The 15,430-nt window shown below is 64.2% G+C and carries 12 protein-coding genes; 8 read left to right on the forward strand and 4 right to left on the reverse strand.

Annotation, left to right across the window (positions count from 1 at the left end; translation table 11 throughout):
* Positions 1-37: 37 nt before the first annotated feature.
* The 3 genes from ETC27_RS02825 to ETC27_RS02835 all read left to right on the forward strand — a co-directional run bounded on the left by ETC27_RS02825 (position 38) and on the right by ETC27_RS02835 (position 4,477).
* Positions 38-1,780 carry a peptidoglycan DD-metalloendopeptidase family protein gene (locus tag ETC27_RS02825; RefSeq protein WP_136253442.1) on the forward strand — a complete coding sequence of 581 codons (1,743 nt, stop codon included), beginning with the start codon at positions 38-40 and terminating at the stop codon, positions 1,778-1,780.
* 509 nt (positions 1,781-2,289) lie between these two features.
* On the forward strand, positions 2,290-3,639 hold the full coding sequence (locus ETC27_RS02830) for an MFS transporter (protein ID WP_136253443.1): 1,350 nt from the start codon (positions 2,290-2,292) through the stop codon (positions 3,637-3,639).
* Positions 3,640-3,787: 148 nt separating this feature from the next.
* On the forward strand, positions 3,788-4,477 hold the full coding sequence (locus tag ETC27_RS02835) for an SDR family oxidoreductase (protein WP_136253444.1): 690 nt from the start codon (positions 3,788-3,790) through the stop codon (positions 4,475-4,477).
* A gap of 52 nt (positions 4,478-4,529) precedes the next feature.
* On the opposite strand, the gene ETC27_RS02840 is transcribed toward ETC27_RS02835, so the two are convergent.
* A complete protein-coding gene (locus tag ETC27_RS02840) occupies positions 4,530-5,150 on the reverse strand; it encodes a LysE family translocator (protein WP_136253445.1) in 621 nt (206 codons plus the stop codon).
* A 261-nt stretch (positions 5,151-5,411) separates the two neighbouring features.
* On the opposite strand from ETC27_RS02840, the gene ETC27_RS02845 reads away from it, so the two are divergent.
* The 4 genes from ETC27_RS02845 to ETC27_RS17745 all read left to right on the forward strand — a co-directional run bounded on the left by ETC27_RS02845 (position 5,412) and on the right by ETC27_RS17745 (position 10,057).
* A complete protein-coding gene (locus ETC27_RS02845; protein ID WP_136253446.1) occupies positions 5,412-6,833 on the forward strand; it encodes an aminotransferase-like domain-containing protein in 1,422 nt (473 codons plus the stop codon).
* A gap of 206 nt (positions 6,834-7,039) precedes the next feature.
* Positions 7,040-7,891 carry a dienelactone hydrolase family protein gene (locus ETC27_RS02850; RefSeq protein ID WP_136253447.1) on the forward strand — a complete coding sequence of 284 codons (852 nt, stop codon included), beginning with the start codon at positions 7,040-7,042 and terminating at the stop codon, positions 7,889-7,891.
* A 181-nt stretch (positions 7,892-8,072) separates the two neighbouring features.
* The gene (locus ETC27_RS02855) at positions 8,073-9,929 is read left to right on the forward strand and encodes an ABC transporter ATP-binding protein (protein WP_136253448.1); all 1,857 of its coding nucleotides are present in this window, start codon (positions 8,073-8,075) and stop codon (positions 9,927-9,929) included.
* Between the two features lie 29 nt (positions 9,930-9,958).
* A complete protein-coding gene (locus tag ETC27_RS17745) occupies positions 9,959-10,057 on the forward strand; it encodes a homocysteine S-methyltransferase family protein (RefSeq protein ID WP_136253449.1) in 99 nt (32 codons plus the stop codon).
* 1 nt (position 10,058) lies between these two features.
* Here the strand turns inward: ETC27_RS17745 and ETC27_RS02865 are convergent, their stop codons facing one another.
* Positions 10,059-10,418: a hypothetical protein gene (locus ETC27_RS02865; protein ID WP_136253450.1), complete on the reverse strand. Its 360-nt coding sequence runs from the start codon at positions 10,416-10,418 to the stop codon at positions 10,059-10,061.
* 230 nt (positions 10,419-10,648) lie between these two features.
* Here ETC27_RS02865 and ETC27_RS02870 point away from each other — a divergent pair, with 230 nt between their 5' ends.
* The gene (locus tag ETC27_RS02870) at positions 10,649-11,128 is read left to right on the forward strand and encodes a peroxiredoxin (RefSeq protein WP_136253451.1); all 480 of its coding nucleotides are present in this window, start codon (positions 10,649-10,651) and stop codon (positions 11,126-11,128) included.
* Positions 11,129-11,271: 143 nt separating this feature from the next.
* Here the strand turns inward: ETC27_RS02870 and cobA are convergent, their stop codons facing one another.
* The gene (gene cobA, locus ETC27_RS02875) at positions 11,272-12,192 is read right to left on the reverse strand and encodes a uroporphyrinogen-III C-methyltransferase (protein ID WP_136253452.1); all 921 of its coding nucleotides are present in this window, start codon (positions 12,190-12,192) and stop codon (positions 11,272-11,274) included.
* The gene (locus tag ETC27_RS02880) at positions 12,152-14,893 is read right to left on the reverse strand and encodes a nitrate reductase (RefSeq protein WP_136253453.1); all 2,742 of its coding nucleotides are present in this window, start codon (positions 14,891-14,893) and stop codon (positions 12,152-12,154) included. Before ETC27_RS02880 ends, cobA begins: the two co-directional genes overlap by 41 nt.
* Between the last annotated feature and the right edge of the window lie 537 nt (positions 14,894-15,430).

Consider the following 15,430-nt stretch of genomic DNA (forward strand, 5'->3'; position numbering starts at 1 on the left):
TTTATATCCATTTGATCCTTACTGGCCTTTACCGACTATGTTGCGAATCCTTCATTCGCTACCGCGCACGCACAAGTTTCTTTTGTTACCCATCGCCACGATGGTCACCGTGCTGGGCGCGCAGCAGCTTTACTCTAGCGTGTCGGCCTCGGAAGACGGGACCGATAATACCGAATACACCGTGGTCGACCTGCCCATCGGTAGCTCGGACACCTCCGAAGTTGTCCAGACGACGTCGACAACTCCTAAGCGTGAACACTCATCGCCACGCAGCGATAGCCAAGGCTATATCCCTCTTGGCAGCCTGAAGGCTCAGGAAATAGTCAACATCGACTTCCTGTCCCAGGCGCATGCCGCTGCAGCAAGTGACACGTCAAATGAGCGTGCTCGCCGAATCAGTGAGCGAACCGCCAGTGACGCTATTGGTGATGTCGGCGTCGACTCCGTTGACGACACCGCGGGCCTCGTCGCTGGTGAGCCGCCAACACTTGACCCTGATGTCTTGCAGCTGGCCAGCCATCTGGCAGACATCAATGTCGATCAGAGCACTGAAGACGGCACCTCGTATGATGATTTCTCCGCCGATCCCTTGTGGCTTGTCGATGATGATCCGTCGCTTGAGGGCGAGATCGTCGCTCACCAGAACTTCGTGCCTCAGTGGGAAACCTATACCGTTCAGCCAGGCGACACCTTCGCCGTGCTTGCCGAGCGCACGTTCGGGCTAGGCTATAGCGAAGTCATGCAGCTGCTTGACGCCCTGCCTGACAAGAATGTCCTTACCCGCTGGCGCGTGGGTCAGAATTTCGACTATCAGGTTGATAAGAACAACGAGCTTCTGGCCCTGCGCATCATGAAAAATGCGCGCAGCGGCTATCTGATCGAGCGCGACGATACCAGCCAGCAGGCCTTCGAGATCGCCGACATCGAGAAGGCTGGCGAGGCGACTCAGCGCCTGTTCTCCGGCACCGTCAGCGGTAGCTTCGGACGCTCGGCTCAGGCCACCGGCCTCAACTCAGGCGAAGTCGCCGAGCTGACTAACCTGTTGGCCAAAAAACTCGACTTCCGCCGCGACACGCGGCGCGGCGACAACTTCCAGGTACTGGTCGAGTCCGACATCATTGATGGCAAGAGTCTCGACTCGCGGATTCTCGCGGTACGTTACGAGGGAGCGCGCATGGATATGACGGTGCTGCGCAACAGTGCCAATAACCGTTTCTACACCCCAGACGGTCATAGCCTCGATCCGGCCTTCAACCGTTACCCCTTCAAGGGTCACTACCGGAAAAGCTCATCGTTTAACCTGCGCCGCAAGCATCCGATCACCGGGCGTATCAGTCCCCACTACGGCACTGACTTTGCCATGCCCACGGGCTCAGCGGTTCGCTCGCCTGCCGATGGTCGCGTGGTTAAATCCGCCTATCATCGACTGGCAGGCAATTACCTGGTGGTACGCCATAACAACGGCTACAAGACCCGTTACTTGCACCTGTCCAAGCGACTGGTGAGCGAAGGCGACCAGATCGAGATGGGCGAGCGCATCGCACTCTCCGGCAACACCGGTCGCAGCACTGGCGCCCACTTGCATTATGAAGTGATCGTCAATGGCAACCGGGTAGACGCCATGCGTGTTGATCTACCGGAAAATCAAAGCCTTTCCGGCAATGCCCTGGCCGCCTTCCAAAGTGAGACTGAACCGCTTCTAGCCCGCTTGGAAAGCGATAACAGCACCACCACTACCGTCGCCCAGACAGACGCTACCCGGGGCTCCGACGACAGCTAAGCCTCGCCGCTTAGGGCCTGGCTAGATCGCAAGTTTTAGCTAATAGCGAGAAAAAGCCCCGTACGCAGTAACACTGCGGGCGGGGCTTTTCTCGTCTGCACCTCTCATCCGCACCAAGCGGTGCATCGCCCCACCCGCCAGCATTCGACACCTGACCCACGCCTTTCTGCCACCTCGCTCGCCGCAGCACTTTACAGCCCCACTCAGGCCCCATCCCTCAGGCACCTTGAGCAGGCACTGTCTTATCGATATTTTCCGCGCATCCCTGCCACCTGTCGGTGCAGAACGCACCATAGAGGCTCATCACAAAGACGCTTAGCGCCCCCATAAGAACACAAATACTTGATAAAATAGATAAAAACTAAATCAGGCAGTTTTATTGCATATTATTGAGCAGTCAGTATCAGGCGTAGACCAGACTCCATAGGGGTACGAGTGCGTCGGACTCAACCTTCAACGGCGAAGGCCCTAGATCGTGTGTTCGAACGTCATTCGGCGAGGTACTCCCTATGGAAATCCGCAACAAAGCCAACAAGATTCGCCTGTTTAACTGGAAGACGCCGCAGATGCGAGCCTTCCATTTTTCCTGGTTCGCCTTCCACATCTGCTTCTTCGGCTGGTTCGGTATCGCCCCCCTGATGGCGGTGGTGCGTGACGACCTGGGCCTGACCAAGACCCAGATCGGCAACACCATCATCGCCTCGGTGGCCATCACCGTGATTGTGCGCCTGGCCATCGGCGTGCTGTGTGACAAGATCGGCCCACGCCGCGCCTATACCTGGCTCTTGTGCCTGGGCTCACTGCCGGTGATGTGCATCGGCTTCGCCGACAGCTTCGAGTCCTTCTTCCTGGCCCGCCTGGCCATCGGCGCCATCGGCGCTTCCTTCGTGATCACTCAGTACCACACCTCGGTGATGTTCGCCCCCAACGTGGTGGGCACCGCCAACGCCACCTCGGCCGGTTGGGGCAACCTGGGCGGCGGCACCACGCAGATCCTGATGCCACTGATCTTCTCCGGCATCCTGATGCTCGGCGTCAACGAGGCCCTCGGCTGGCGCCTGGCCATGGTGGTCCCGGGCATCGTGCTGTTCCTCACCGGTATCGCCTACTACTTCTTCACCCAGGACGCGCCCAACGGCAACTTCAGTGACCTGCGCGCCCGCGGCGAACTGCCCGAGGCAGACGGTGAGCATGGCATGGGGGCGAGCTTCGCCACCGCCGCCAAGGACATCCGCGTCTGGGCCCTGTTCGTGGTCTATGCCGCTTGCTTCGGCGTCGAGTTGACCATCAACAATATCGCCGCCATCTACTACTTCGACAACTTCGAGCTGACCCTGGCCTCCGCCGGCCTGATCGCCGGCCTGTTTGGGCTGATGAACCTCTTCGCGCGCACCCTGGGCGGCATCTTCTCCGATCTTTTCGCCCGTAACTCAGGGCTCAAGGGGCGGGTTCGCTGGCTGTTCATTGCCATGCTCTGTGAGGGTGTCGCGCTGCTGTTCTTCTCGCAGATGCAGGTACTGGCACTGGCCATCGGCATCATGCTGGTGTTCAGCCTCTTCGTGCAGATGGCCGAAGGCGCCACCTTCGGCGTCGTGCCCTTCATCAACAAGAAGGCGCTGGGCGCGGTGGCCGGCATCGTCGGCGCGGGCGGCAATGCCGGGGCCGTAGCGGCCGGCTTCCTGTTCCGCTCCGAAGCGCTAACCTATCAAGAAGGCCTGTTCTACCTGGGCATCGCAGTGATCATCGCCTCGCTATGCGCCCTGGTGGTGCGTTTTTCCCCCGAGGTCGAGGCCGAGGAAAATGCCGCCTATCGAGAGGCCGCCGGTGCCGAGCCTTCGGCAGCGATGTCTCTGCGCTAATAGCGTCCCTCTGCCAAGCCCCTTCAAGCCAACGCCACTGCCGCCTTTCTGGGCGGCAGTGGCGTTTCTATGCGCTGCAAAACCATTGCGCGCTTGACCCAACTTCGCTCATGCTGAGGTATCCGTGGCTTGATTAGAGGGAATACGCATGAATGATCGTGTTCTGATGATTACCGGCGCTTCCAGTGGCATCGGCGCGTCCACTGCCCGGGCTGCTTCAAGGGATGGGTTCCGCCTGGTGCTTGCAGCCCGCTCACGCGACAAACTCGAGGCGCTGGCTCAGGAGCTTGGACCAGAGAATGTGCTGGCCGTGAGCTGTGACGTGACCTCGATGGAGGATCAGCAGGCCATGGTCGAGGAAGCCATGGAGCGCTTCGGACGCATCGACATAGTCTTCGCCAATGCCGGCCGCGGCGGCTCACCGGGCGGCTTCCAGGCTGCCGACCACGAAGCCTGGAAAGACATGATACTGACCAACGTCTACGGTGTCGGCCTGACCCTGCAGGCCTGCCTACCGGCGCTAACGAAAACCCGCGGTCATGTGCTGCTGACCGGGTCCGCGGCCGGGCGCGCCACCATTCCCGGCTCCATGTATAGCGCGACCAAGTGGGCCGTCACCGGTATCGGCTATAATCTGCGTGAAGAACTGCGTGGCAGCGGCATCCGGGTGACCCTGATCGAGCCCGGCATGGTCGATACGCCCTTCTTCGATGAGCCCCCCGCCCACGCTCTGGAAGACAAGGACATCGCCAACGCGGTGATTTACGCCATCAATCAGCCACCCAATGTCGACGTCAACGAGATCCTGGTGCGTCCCACCCCACCCATCGAGAGCTAGCGGGTTGCCACACATCTTGCGGCTGCATCGATCACTCAACGAGTCGCCTGTATCAGCTCAGGATCATCAGCACGCAGGCGGCGGTCAATAACCCCATCACGGCGTTGAAGACCCGCCAGTGGCGACGCGTCTTCATCAGCCTGCCTACCGCCACACCAAAGCCCGCCCAAAGGGCAATCGAGGGCAGGTTGGTCATCCCCATCACCAGAATCACTGCCACTGCCGAGGCCAGGAAGGCATCGCCAGATAGCGTAAAGGAGGCGATCCCCGATATCGCCATCACCCAGGCCTTGGGATTCGCGAACTGGAAGGCAGCCGCCTGCCAGAAGGTCAGTGGGCGCGCGTCTTCAGCGGGGCCACGCTGATCCGGCGGGGGTGACGTCGCGATCTTGTAGGCTAGCCACAAGAGATAAACACTACCCGCCACCTTGAGCCCCTGCTGCAGCGGCGGCCATTGTTCGAACAGGGCGCCCAGTCCCAGCGCCACGGCTGCCATCAGCACCATCACCCCAATCGAGATGCCGAGCATATGCGGCAGGGTACGCAGAAACCCGTAGTTGGCCCCGGACGCCGTCAGCATCATGTTGTTGGGACCAGGCGTGGCCGACATGCTGATCGAAAAGAGCATCATTGGCCCAATCAGGGCAAGCAACTCGGGCAGCGGGAGGGACATCTTGGACTCCTGAAGAGGGGGAATGATCTGCAGGCCGACGTAATTGTAGGGGTACAATTAGACAAAACTGCCTGACATTGGCACCAATTGCGTACACAATTGAGTATGCGCCGCCACACGCTCCAATCAAGCAATGCTTTGTCACCCCGACATTCGCTGATTGAGGAGGCTGTCGGTCGAAAACACGGCCCTGTTCACTGGTCATCGTCCTCAGTGGCCCACCCCATTCACCATGTCGTCTTCTCGAGGAAGCATCGCTGCATGGATATTCAGACCAAGGCTCGCGCCCGCTGTCACTGGCTACCCGATCTCGACAACGCCGCGACCCCGCGCTATCAGGCGCTGGTCGACCGTCTGGCCACCGACATCGCCGCTGGCACCCTCGCCCCCGGCGAGCGCTTGCCACCGCAACGCCTGCTGGCCGATGCCCTCAAGGTGACCGTTGGCACCATCACCCGCGCCTATCGCGAGGCCGAGCGCCGTGGCCTGGTCGAAGCCAAGGTCGGCAGCGGGACTCGGGTGCGCAGCCTGGCGTCGGATGCTCCCGCTTTTCATCATCTGTCCCACGCCGCCGTTGGCAGTGTCGATCTATCATTGAGCGTGCCGATCCCTCATCCCATGCGGGCGCAGCAGCTTTCCCGGGTGCTGGACGGCCTGACCCATCGCCCTGGTGCCATTGATGCTGCCCTGGCTTACCACCCGGAGCAGGGCAGCCAGGCGAGTCGGGAAGCCCTGGCAGGCTGGCTGACGGGCCAAGGGATGCCCATGCCCGCCGATGAGCTGATCCTGACCAGTGGCGGTCAGCATGCCGACTACTTGGCCCTGCAGGCCCTGGTGCAGCCCGGCGAGGCAGTCGCCTCGGCGGCCCTGACCTACCCTGGCATGATCGCCGCTAGCCGGCAGCTGGGTCTCAAGCACGTGGCGGTGCCGATGGATGCCGAGGGCATCATGCCCGAGGCGCTGGAGCGCCTCTGCCTGCAGCAGAAGATTCGCCTGCTCTATCTGATGCCCGAGCACAACAATCCCACGGGTATCCATATGGGACAGACGCGGCGGGAGGCGATTGTCGAGGTCGCCAGACGTCACGACCTGCTGTTGCTGGAAGAAGGCGTACAGTTCGTGACCGCCGAGAGGCGCGGCACGCCCTTCTATCGGCTGGCACCGGAGCGCTCGCTGTATATCTTCAGTGTCTCCAAACTGCTCGCCGGTGGCCTGCGCCTTGGCGCTCTACGCGCGCCTGCCAACCTCATGGCCCGCCTTACCGCTTCGCTGCGCGCTCAGTACTGGGCCGTCCCTGAGCTAATGGCCAGCGCCGCTATCGAATGGCTGGCAAGCGCCGATGCCAAGACGCTGATCGATTGGCAATGGCAGGAGGTAGCCGCGCGCCAGCGACTGCTTGCCGAGCGCCTCAACGGCCACCAGATCAGCGCCCATCCGTGCGGCTTTCATGCCTGGTTGACGCTGCCGGAGCCCTGGCGCGCGGTGGATGTCGTGGCTCGCGCCGCCGAGCGCGGGGTGACCGTGATTGGCGCCGATCCCTTCTGCGTGGGCAGCCAACCGGCACCGCAGGCGGTTCGCATCTGTGTGACACCGCCTGCCGAGCGCGCTCAACTCGACGAAGGCCTCATCCGGCTGGCCGCGCTGCTCGATGAGGAACCCAGGCGCATCTCACCATTGGTTTGATGCGGCCAGACATGACCGGCCCTCAGAGGATGCGGTCCTCGTCATGCTCGAGGGCGCCCCTCTGCGGCGTTGATGGCCCAGCGCGTGCCCTTGGTGTCGCCGTACGGGTTCCGCCCAAGCGCCCTACTGGCTATATTAAGGAAGCATGGATGAGCGAAGGCGATCGATGCCGCGTACGACAACAATCACAGGCAAGGAGATCCCTGATGCGACAACTCTTCACCCTGGTATGCCTGGCCACAGCCCTACTGGCGGGAGCGGGCAGCGTCCAGGCACAGACGGAGCCCTCGGCGACCAACGAGACGATCGATATCCAGTCAGGGCCACGCGTGGTCGGCGAGGTCTTCGAGTACACCACCGGCGGCAACACCTATTCAGGGTATCTGGCCCGCAATGCCAACATCGACGGTCCGCAACCCGCGGTCCTTGTGGTGCACGAATGGTGGGGGCTGGATCGTTATGCCCGCGCCCGGGCCAATCAACTGGCAGCGCTGGGCTTCGTTGCCCTAGCGGTGGACATGTACGGCGATGGCAAGCAGGCCGGACATCCCGCCGAGGCTAAGGAATATTCCAGCCGGGTGATGCAGGACTGGCCTGCGGCACGGGCCAGGCTCGAGGCCGCGATGACCAAGCTTGACGCCCACCCGGCGGTGGCCGATGGCGGCATGGCGGCGATCGGCTACTGCTTCGGCGGCAGCGTGGTGATGAACATGGCGCTATCCGGCATGCCGCTCGAGGCCGCCATCAGCTTTCATGGGGTGCCGACGGTGGCGGTGAACATGCCCCAGGCCTTCGAGGGCAGCGTGCGCATCCATAACGGCGCCGAGGACGGTTTCGTCGCCCACGACGACTTGGTGACGATGGCCAGCGCCCTCAAGGCTCAGGGCGCCGACGTCGAGGTGACCAACTACCCACGGGCCCAGCATGGCTTCACGAATACCGAGGCCGATGCGTTCGCCGCCCAGCACGACCTCCCGCTGGCCTACAATGCCGCCGCCGACGCCGCTTCCTGGCAAGCGGCGCTGCTTACCTTGGATGCCACCCTCAACGACGACTAAGCGGCCACGCTATCTGTCTGCCGTCCTTGTCACCGACAGGGACGGCGTCCCCGAGCTCGGACAGAAGGCGATTGCCACGTCTCGATCACCCCGTAAGCAAGCCAGTCAGCAATAGATGGCACCGAAACGTCGCCAGCCCCGGCCGTTGCCGCCTGATACACTCGGGCGATGACCGCCAAGGATGCTCATCTTGTCACCACCGCCTGCCCCCACACCCGCCCGCTTCTCAAGCTTCATCGGCATATTTCGCTATAGCCGCCGCGCTTTGGCACTGGTATGGGAGACATCCAGGGGCCTGACACTCGGGCTCATGCTCTGCACGCTGGTGGCCGGCGTGCTGCCGGCGGTGGCGGCCTATGTCGGCCAGCTGATCGTCGACTCAGTGGTGGCCGCCATGGACCGCTACCAGGCGGCCACTGACCCGTCGCTAGTCGATATTGCCCTTCCCGTGCTCAAGTACGTGGCTCTAGAGGGGTTGATCATCGCCCTGATCGATCTGGCCCGGCGCGGGTTATCGGCTCAGCAATCGCTGTTGCGGGCGCTGCTCGGCCAGAAGGTCAATGTGATGATCCTCGAAAAGGCCGGCAACCTGTCGCTTGCCCAGTTCGAGGACTCGGAATTCTACGACAAGCTGACGCGCGCCCGTCGCGAGGCGTCCACCCGGCCGTTGGCGCTGGTCAACAAGACCTTCGGGCTGCTGCAGAACGGCATCTCACTGGCGAGCTTCGCGGTGCTGCTGGTGCAGTTCTCGCCCTGGGCAATTGCCATCTTGGTGGTCGGTGCCCTGCCGGTATTTCTCTCCGAGGCCAAGTTCTCCGGCGATGCCTTTCGGCTGTTTCGCTGGCGCTCACCGCAGACCCGCATGCAGATGTATCTGGAGACGGTGCTGGCCCGTGAAGACAGCATCAAGGAAGTCAAGCTGTTCGGCCTCGAGCCACTATTCCTCAAGCGCTACCGGGATATCTTCAACACCCTCTACGCCGAAGATCGGCGGCTGACCCTGCGCCGCGATGGCTGGGGCTTCGTGCTCGGCCTGCTGGGCACCCTGACCTTCTACGGCGCCTATGCCTGGGTGGTGCTCGATACCGTGGTCGGGCGGCTGACGCTTGGCCAGATGACCATGTACCTGATGGTCTTCAAGCAGGGGCAGGCGGCCCTCTCGGCGAGCCTCACGGCGGTCAGCGGCATGTACGAGGACAACCTCTACCTCTCGAATCTCTATGAATACCTGGAACAACCGATCGAAAGCGAAACGGGTAGCCTGACGCAGGGCGAGGTCCCGGGCGACGGCATCCGCTTCGAGCGGGTCGGCTTCACCTACCCCGGCGCCGAGACACCGGTGCTTGCCGACATCACGCTGCACCTACGTCCGGGCCAGAGCCTGGCGCTGGTCGGCGAGAACGGCTCGGGCAAGACCACCCTGATCAAGTTGCTGACCCGCCTCTATCCGCCAAGTGAGGGCCGTATCCTGCTCGATGGTAGCCCACTCGAGGCCTGGGAGGTGCAGGCACTGCGCCGACGCATCGGGGTGATCTTCCAGGATTTCGTGCGCTATCAGTTGCAGGTGGGCGAGAACCTTGGTGTCGGCAACGTCGATGCCTTCTCCGACGAAGACCGCTGGCGCTATGCCGCCGAGCATGGGCTTGCCGATGATTTCATCGCCCAGCTGCCGGAAGGCTATTCAACCCAGCTGGGGCGCTGGTTCAAGGGTGGCCAGGAGCTTTCCGGCGGTCAGTGGCAGAAGGTGGCCCTGTCACGGGCCTACATGCGTGAGGACGCCGACATCCTGGTGCTAGACGAACCCACGGCAGCCATGGACGCCGCCGCCGAAGCGAGGGTCTATGCCCGCTTCCGCGAACACCGTCGCGACAAGATGACCATCCTGATCTCGCACCGCTTCTCGACCGTACGCGCCGCCGACCAGATCCTGGTCATCGACCGCGGCCGGATCATCGAGCGCGGCGATCATGAGCAGTTGCTGGCCATCGATGGCCGCTACGCGCAGCTGTTTAGGCTGCAGGCCGAGGGTTACCGCTAGGCGGGCGCCAACGCCGCTAGTTTCTCACGATGTCGTCCGCCGGCGCCGCAGTGATCGGCGGCTGCTGTCGTACCGGACCCGGCGATGTCGCGGCCCTCGTAAAGCATCGTCGCGACGGGAAATGGTAAATCAAGGTTGAAGGCGGATCGTCAGGCGATAGGGCTGGGCGTCGAAGTCGGCGATCAGCTGACCGACCACGATGGTGAAAGTCTGTCGACGAGGCACCTCGTAGGTGCTATCCGACACCTCGTCCTGCCCCTGGATAGAGAAGACGAGGTTGTGGCCACTGAGAACTTCAATAGAAACCCGTTTATCCAATCCTGCCGTGAGGCTATAACAACGCACATCTTCAAGCGTGACCTCGCCATCGATGCTGAGCGACGACTCCCCACCGGACAGGGCAATCGGCTCGCAATGAGTATCCGCACACGCCGGTTGGCTGGCGACCAGTAGCAACAGGATGCCGCTCAACAGGGGATACTGGGTCATTTGAGTGCCTCGTGGCAAAAACGCGCAGCAAGCAAACTGAGCATAGGGCTCGCATGCTTCTTAACCGTAGCGAGGGCAGGGATAAGCCGCCATCAAAACCGTTCGCGGCGACTCTTGGCCTGGGTCAGCAACATCTGGCCGGTTTCACGCTCTGGGGCACCTTGCTAGAGTAGAAGGTCATGGCTTGGCCTTCTGCCTGCCGTGCTATTTCTCAAGAAAGGAAGCGCCACATGAGTATTTCCGTAGGCGACAAGATTCCCGACCTCACCATCAAGACCAACGGCGCCGATGGCCCGGAAGACATCAACCTGGGCGAACTCTTTGCCGGCAAGAAGGTCGTGCTGTTCGCCGTGCCAGGCGCCTTCACGCCGGGCTGCTCCAACACTCACATGCCCGGCTTTGTGATCAAGGCCGACGACATCCTCGCCAAGGGGGTGGATACCCTCGCCTGCATGGCGGTCAACGATGCCTTCGTGATGGATGCCTGGCAGAAGGATCAGAACGCCCAGCAGATCACCATGCTGGCCGACGGCAATGCCGAGTTCGCCAAGGCCCTGGGCCTGGACATGGATGTCAGTGCCGGCGGCATGGGCACCCGTAGCAAGCGCTTCGCGCTGATTGCCAATGATGGTGTGGTCGAATACCTCGGTGTCGACGCCAAGGGCGTGGACCAGAGCAGCGCCGATACCGTGCTCGACCAACTCGGCTGATAACTGGCTTTACTCCCCCCGAGGCCGATGCTCAACATCGGCCCATAAATGCTGGCCATGAGGGCTGGCATTCTCGCTGGCGAGCGACTGAGTTTCATGGCGAGCAGCTAGTGGATAACCTGACGCCGAGTGAACGATGTGGCTCAGGTCAGGGCCCCTTGTGCCGGCATCGATGCCATGGCCGCCGGGGAATGCTCGACCATGCCGACCACGCTGCCCACCACGATCAGGCACGGCGACGGCAGCGGCTCGGCGGTGAGCTTGCCCGCCATATCGGCCAGGGTGCCGGTCAGCGCCGCCTGCTCGGCCAGGCTGGCGTTGGCGACCAGCATGATTGGCCAGTCGTCGGGTAGCCCGGCGCCGCGCAGCCCGGCACAGATCGCCTCGACCTTCGATAGGCCCATGTAGAACACCAGGGTCTCGTCACGGCGAGCAAGTGAGGCCCAGTCGGGTTCCCCGCCCTCGCGACACAGCTGGGCGGTGATAAAGCGCAGCTGCTGGGCATGGCCACGATCGGTGAGCGGGATACCCATGGACGCACAGGCCGCCGAGGCGGCGGTGATGCCGGGCACGATCTCGGCGGAAACCCTGGCCGCGCCGAGCGCGGCGAGTTCCTCGCCCATGCGCCCGAACACCCCGGGATCACCGCCCTTCAGGCGCACCACCGACTTGCCTTCCTGCGCCAGGCGCACCAGCAGGGCGCCAATCTCGGCCTGGGGCACGCTGTGTTGCCCCCGCGCCTTGCCGACGTAGTAGCGCTCGCGTCCGGCGGGAATCAGGGCCAGGATCTCGTCGCCGACCAGGCGGTCGTAGACCACCGCATCGGCCGCCTGCAACAGGCGGGCCGCCTTGAGGGTCAAGAGTTCAACATCGCCGCTGCCCGCGCCGACCAGATACACCCTGCCGGCGCGACATCGACCGGTGACTACCGAGGACGGCGAACCGAATGCGCCGACGTCGGCGAGGCCGCCCCACAGCCGGCGTGACAGGTCCAGACCGAGGCGGGCGAGCAGGCTCAGCGCCTCAGACGGTTTGCTTTTCCAGCTTCTGGTCGGCGCGCGCATGGCAGGCCTCCTCTTCGATCAGGGATTTGAGTTCGGGGATGCAGCTACCGCACTGGGTGCCGCAGGCAAGTCGGGCCCCCAGCGCCTCGACGCTGGTATCGCCGCCATGAATCGCCGTGACAATCGCCTGCTGGCCGACCTGATGACAGCTGCAGACTAGCGGGCCGCTGTCGGCCTCGCCGGCATCGCAACCGGCCAGCAGCCGCCGCCGCGCCGTCTCCTCCAGGGGAAGCCCCTTGGCCGCCGCGGCGAAGCAGGCATCCAGCCAGCCAAGCCCCGGCAGTTCCGCCGGCGGCCCGACCATCAGCCACCAGCACAGGCGGCCATCGGCCACGCCGGCGGCCCGCAGGCGTCCCCTGGCAGGATCGTCACACCAGAGGGTCGGCGCCACCGGCAACCAGTCGCGAAGACGCGAAAGCCAATCGCCCGGCGCCTCGCCCGCTTTCCCCCCGGCCAGCTGCCAGCGCTCGGCGTGGTCCAGCGGAATCCGTGCCCAGTAGCGAGCGGCCTCACACCAGGCAGACGTCGTCGCCAGGTCGTCGGCGACCAGCAGGGTGGCCTCCCAGGCGGGGGCCAGCGGCGTCAGTGCCACGGCGCCGTGCTTGGATTCCGGCTGACCGGACAGCGGATCGAGATGGGCCTCGAGAAGCCCACCCATGCGGGCCCGCTTGCTGAAGCGGTCGGTCCAGTGCATCGGCACGAACACCTCTCCCGGCCGCTGGCCCTTGGCGACGCGCACCCGTCCCAGGTAATCGCCATTGGCTCCCTTGAGGCGCGCCAGCTGGGCGTCCCCGACCCCCGCCGCCAGCGCATCATCGGGATGCACCTTGATGAAGGGCTCGGCGCGATGGTTCATCAGCCGCGGCGCGCGCCCCGTGCGGCTCATGGTGTGCCACTGGTCACGCACCCGCCCGGTATTTAGGCGCAGCGGGCGCGCCTCGCTGAGCGCCTGGCGCGGGCCCCGCGGCCGTACCGGCAACAGCCGGGCACGTCCGCTCGGGGTGGCGAAGCGGCCATCCTCGAACAGCCGGGCGGTGCCGCGAGGCGCCGCGGCGTTGACCGGCCACTGAATCGGCGCCAGGGCGTCATAGCCCTCGCGGTCCAGGCCGGCTAGCCCCGAGATGTCGAAGAGACGAAACCCCGCCTTTGCATCGCGGCCATTCTCGAAGCCGGAGAGCCTGGCGTGCTCGTCGAAGATCTCGCCGGGGTGGCGATAGGCGAAGGCCTCGCCATAACCAAGCCTCGCCGCGACCTGGCCGATGATCCACCAGTCATGACGGGCCTCGCCTGGGGGCGCCAGCATGCCGCGCTGACGCGAGATGCGCCGCTCGGAGTTGGTGACGGTGCCATCCTTCTCGGCCCAGGAGGACGCCGGCAACACGATGTCGGCGTAGGCGAGCAGGTCGGTGTTGGCCATGCACTCCGAGACGATGACCAGCGGGCACTTGGCCAGCGCCGCCCGGATCCGGTTGGCCTCCGGCAGGCTGACCGCCGGGTTGGTGGCCATCACCCACAGCGCCTGCACCTCGCCCCGCTCGATGGCCTCGAAGAGGGCGAAGGCCTTGTGGCCAGGGGCCTCGGGCAGCGTCGGCGTCAGGGTCTCGGTGGACCAGAACCGCCTGACGCGATCGAGGGCACCCGGCGTGTCGTAGTCCATGTGGGCGGCCAGCTGATTGGCGAGCCCCCCTACCTCGCGCCCGCCCATGGCGTTGGGCTGGCCGGTGATCGAGAAGGGACCGGCACCCGGCAGGCCCAGCTTGCCCCCGGCCAGGTGGCAGTTGATGATCGCGTTGCACTTGTCGGTGCCGCTGCTCGACTGGTTGATGCCCTGGGAATAGAGAGTGACCACGTGCAGCTGACTGGCGAACCAGTAGTAGAAGGTCTGCAGCGCCTCGGGATCGAGATCGCAGTCGGCGGCGATCGCCTCCAGCGAACAGTCGTCCTCAGCGGCGGCGGCCAGCGCCTCGTCGACGCCATCGACATGGCCCGCGAGATAGACCCGGTCGAGCCGCTTGCGCTCGGCCATGAAGGCCAGCAGGCCGTTGAAGAGGCGAGCATCGCTGCCCGGCGCCAGGCCGAGGTAGAGATCGGCGACCTCGCAGCTGTCGGTGACCCTTGGGTCGATCACCACCACGCGCATCAGCGGATTGCGCGTCTTGGCGGTACGCAGCCGCTGATAGAGCACCGGATGATTCCAGGCCAGGTTCGAGCCCACCAGTACCACCAGCTCGGCTTCCTCCAGGTCTTCATAGCTGCAGGGCACGGCGTCGGCACCGAAGGCGCGCTTGTAGCCGGCCACCGCCGAGGCCATGCATAGCCGCGAGTTGGTATCCAGGTGCGGGGTGCCGAGGAACCCCTTGAACAGCTTGTTGGCGACGTAATAGTCCTCGGTGAGCAACTGCCCGGACAGATAGGCCGCCAGGGCGTGGCTGCCATGCTCGCGACGGGTGTCGGCGAGGCGCTGCGCCACGGTATCCAGCGCCGTCGTCCAGTCGACCTCGACGCCATCGACCCGCGGCCGCGTCAGTCGTCCCCCTTCGCCCAGGGTCTCGTGCAGTGCCGAGCCCTTGACACACAGCCGCCCGTAGTTGGCCGGATGGTCCTGATCGCCACTCACGGTGGTCAAGGTCGCATCTTCGACATCGGCCACGACGCCGCAGCCGACGCCACAGTATGGGCAGGTCGTTCGCACCTGGTGCATCAGGCTCCCCCTCTCTCGGTGGCCCGGCGAGCATGCCGCCTCTGGTAGCACGCACTCGCCCGACGGGCCGCCCAACAAAAAGGCGCCCGGCTCCTCTGCCGCAAGGACAGGGAGCCGGACGCCGTTGTCTGGTGAAGGCGCCGCCGTTGGCGCCTAATGCTTAGGATCAAGCAAGCCGCGTGCCAGCTCATGCAGACCACCCGCCGTCGGGACCACTCGCTGATGGCGCCAGCCCCCGCCCCCTGCACATCTCGACGGGGACATGAGCGACATAGAGGGCCCAACCCGCAGCCGTCGGCTCGCCCCGCTGCTGCGCCCCCGGACGCACCATCGGGATGCAACGGACGGCGAAAGCGCACCAACAAGACTCGCCGACGGCCCCTCTGAGGGCCTCGTGATGCGCGCGGCGGCGCTTGGGGCGCAAGCGGCGTCGAGCGTCCGGCAGCGGCCCCACGAGAGAGCAACGGCCGCCGGCATGCGACAAGACGGTACATTTCTTGCTTGACGGTATATTTCTTGCGTAAGTCGCAGCATCCG

The organism is Onishia niordana (assembly GCF_004798965.1).
Lineage (GTDB): Bacteria > Pseudomonadota > Gammaproteobacteria > Pseudomonadales > Halomonadaceae > Onishia > Onishia niordana.

Coding starts and splice junctions, on each gene's coding strand:
- ETC27_RS02865 (WP_136253450.1), bottom strand. CDS start 10,418: ATGACCCAGTATCCCCTGTTGAGCGGCATCCTGTTGCTACTGGTCGCC.
- cobA (WP_136253452.1), bottom strand. CDS start 12,192: ATGCGCGCGCCGACCAGAAGCTGGAAAAGCAAACCGTCTGAGGCGCTG.
- ETC27_RS02840 (WP_136253445.1), bottom strand. CDS start 5,150: ATGTCCCTCCCGCTGCCCGAGTTGCTTGCCCTGATTGGGCCAATGATG.
- ETC27_RS02845 (WP_136253446.1), top strand. CDS start 5,412: ATGGATATTCAGACCAAGGCTCGCGCCCGCTGTCACTGGCTACCCGAT.
- ETC27_RS02870 (WP_136253451.1), top strand. CDS start 10,649: ATGAGTATTTCCGTAGGCGACAAGATTCCCGACCTCACCATCAAGACC.
- ETC27_RS02855 (WP_136253448.1), top strand. CDS start 8,073: ATGCTCATCTTGTCACCACCGCCTGCCCCCACACCCGCCCGCTTCTCA.
- ETC27_RS02880 (WP_136253453.1), bottom strand. CDS start 14,893: ATGCACCAGGTGCGAACGACCTGCCCATACTGTGGCGTCGGCTGCGGC.
- ETC27_RS17745 (WP_136253449.1), top strand. CDS start 9,959: ATGTCGTCCGCCGGCGCCGCAGTGATCGGCGGCTGCTGTCGTACCGGA.
- ETC27_RS02825 (WP_136253442.1), top strand. CDS start 38: ATGTTGCGAATCCTTCATTCGCTACCGCGCACGCACAAGTTTCTTTTG.
- ETC27_RS02830 (WP_136253443.1), top strand. CDS start 2,290: ATGGAAATCCGCAACAAAGCCAACAAGATTCGCCTGTTTAACTGGAAG.
- ETC27_RS02850 (WP_136253447.1), top strand. CDS start 7,040: ATGCGACAACTCTTCACCCTGGTATGCCTGGCCACAGCCCTACTGGCG.
- ETC27_RS02835 (WP_136253444.1), top strand. CDS start 3,788: ATGAATGATCGTGTTCTGATGATTACCGGCGCTTCCAGTGGCATCGGC.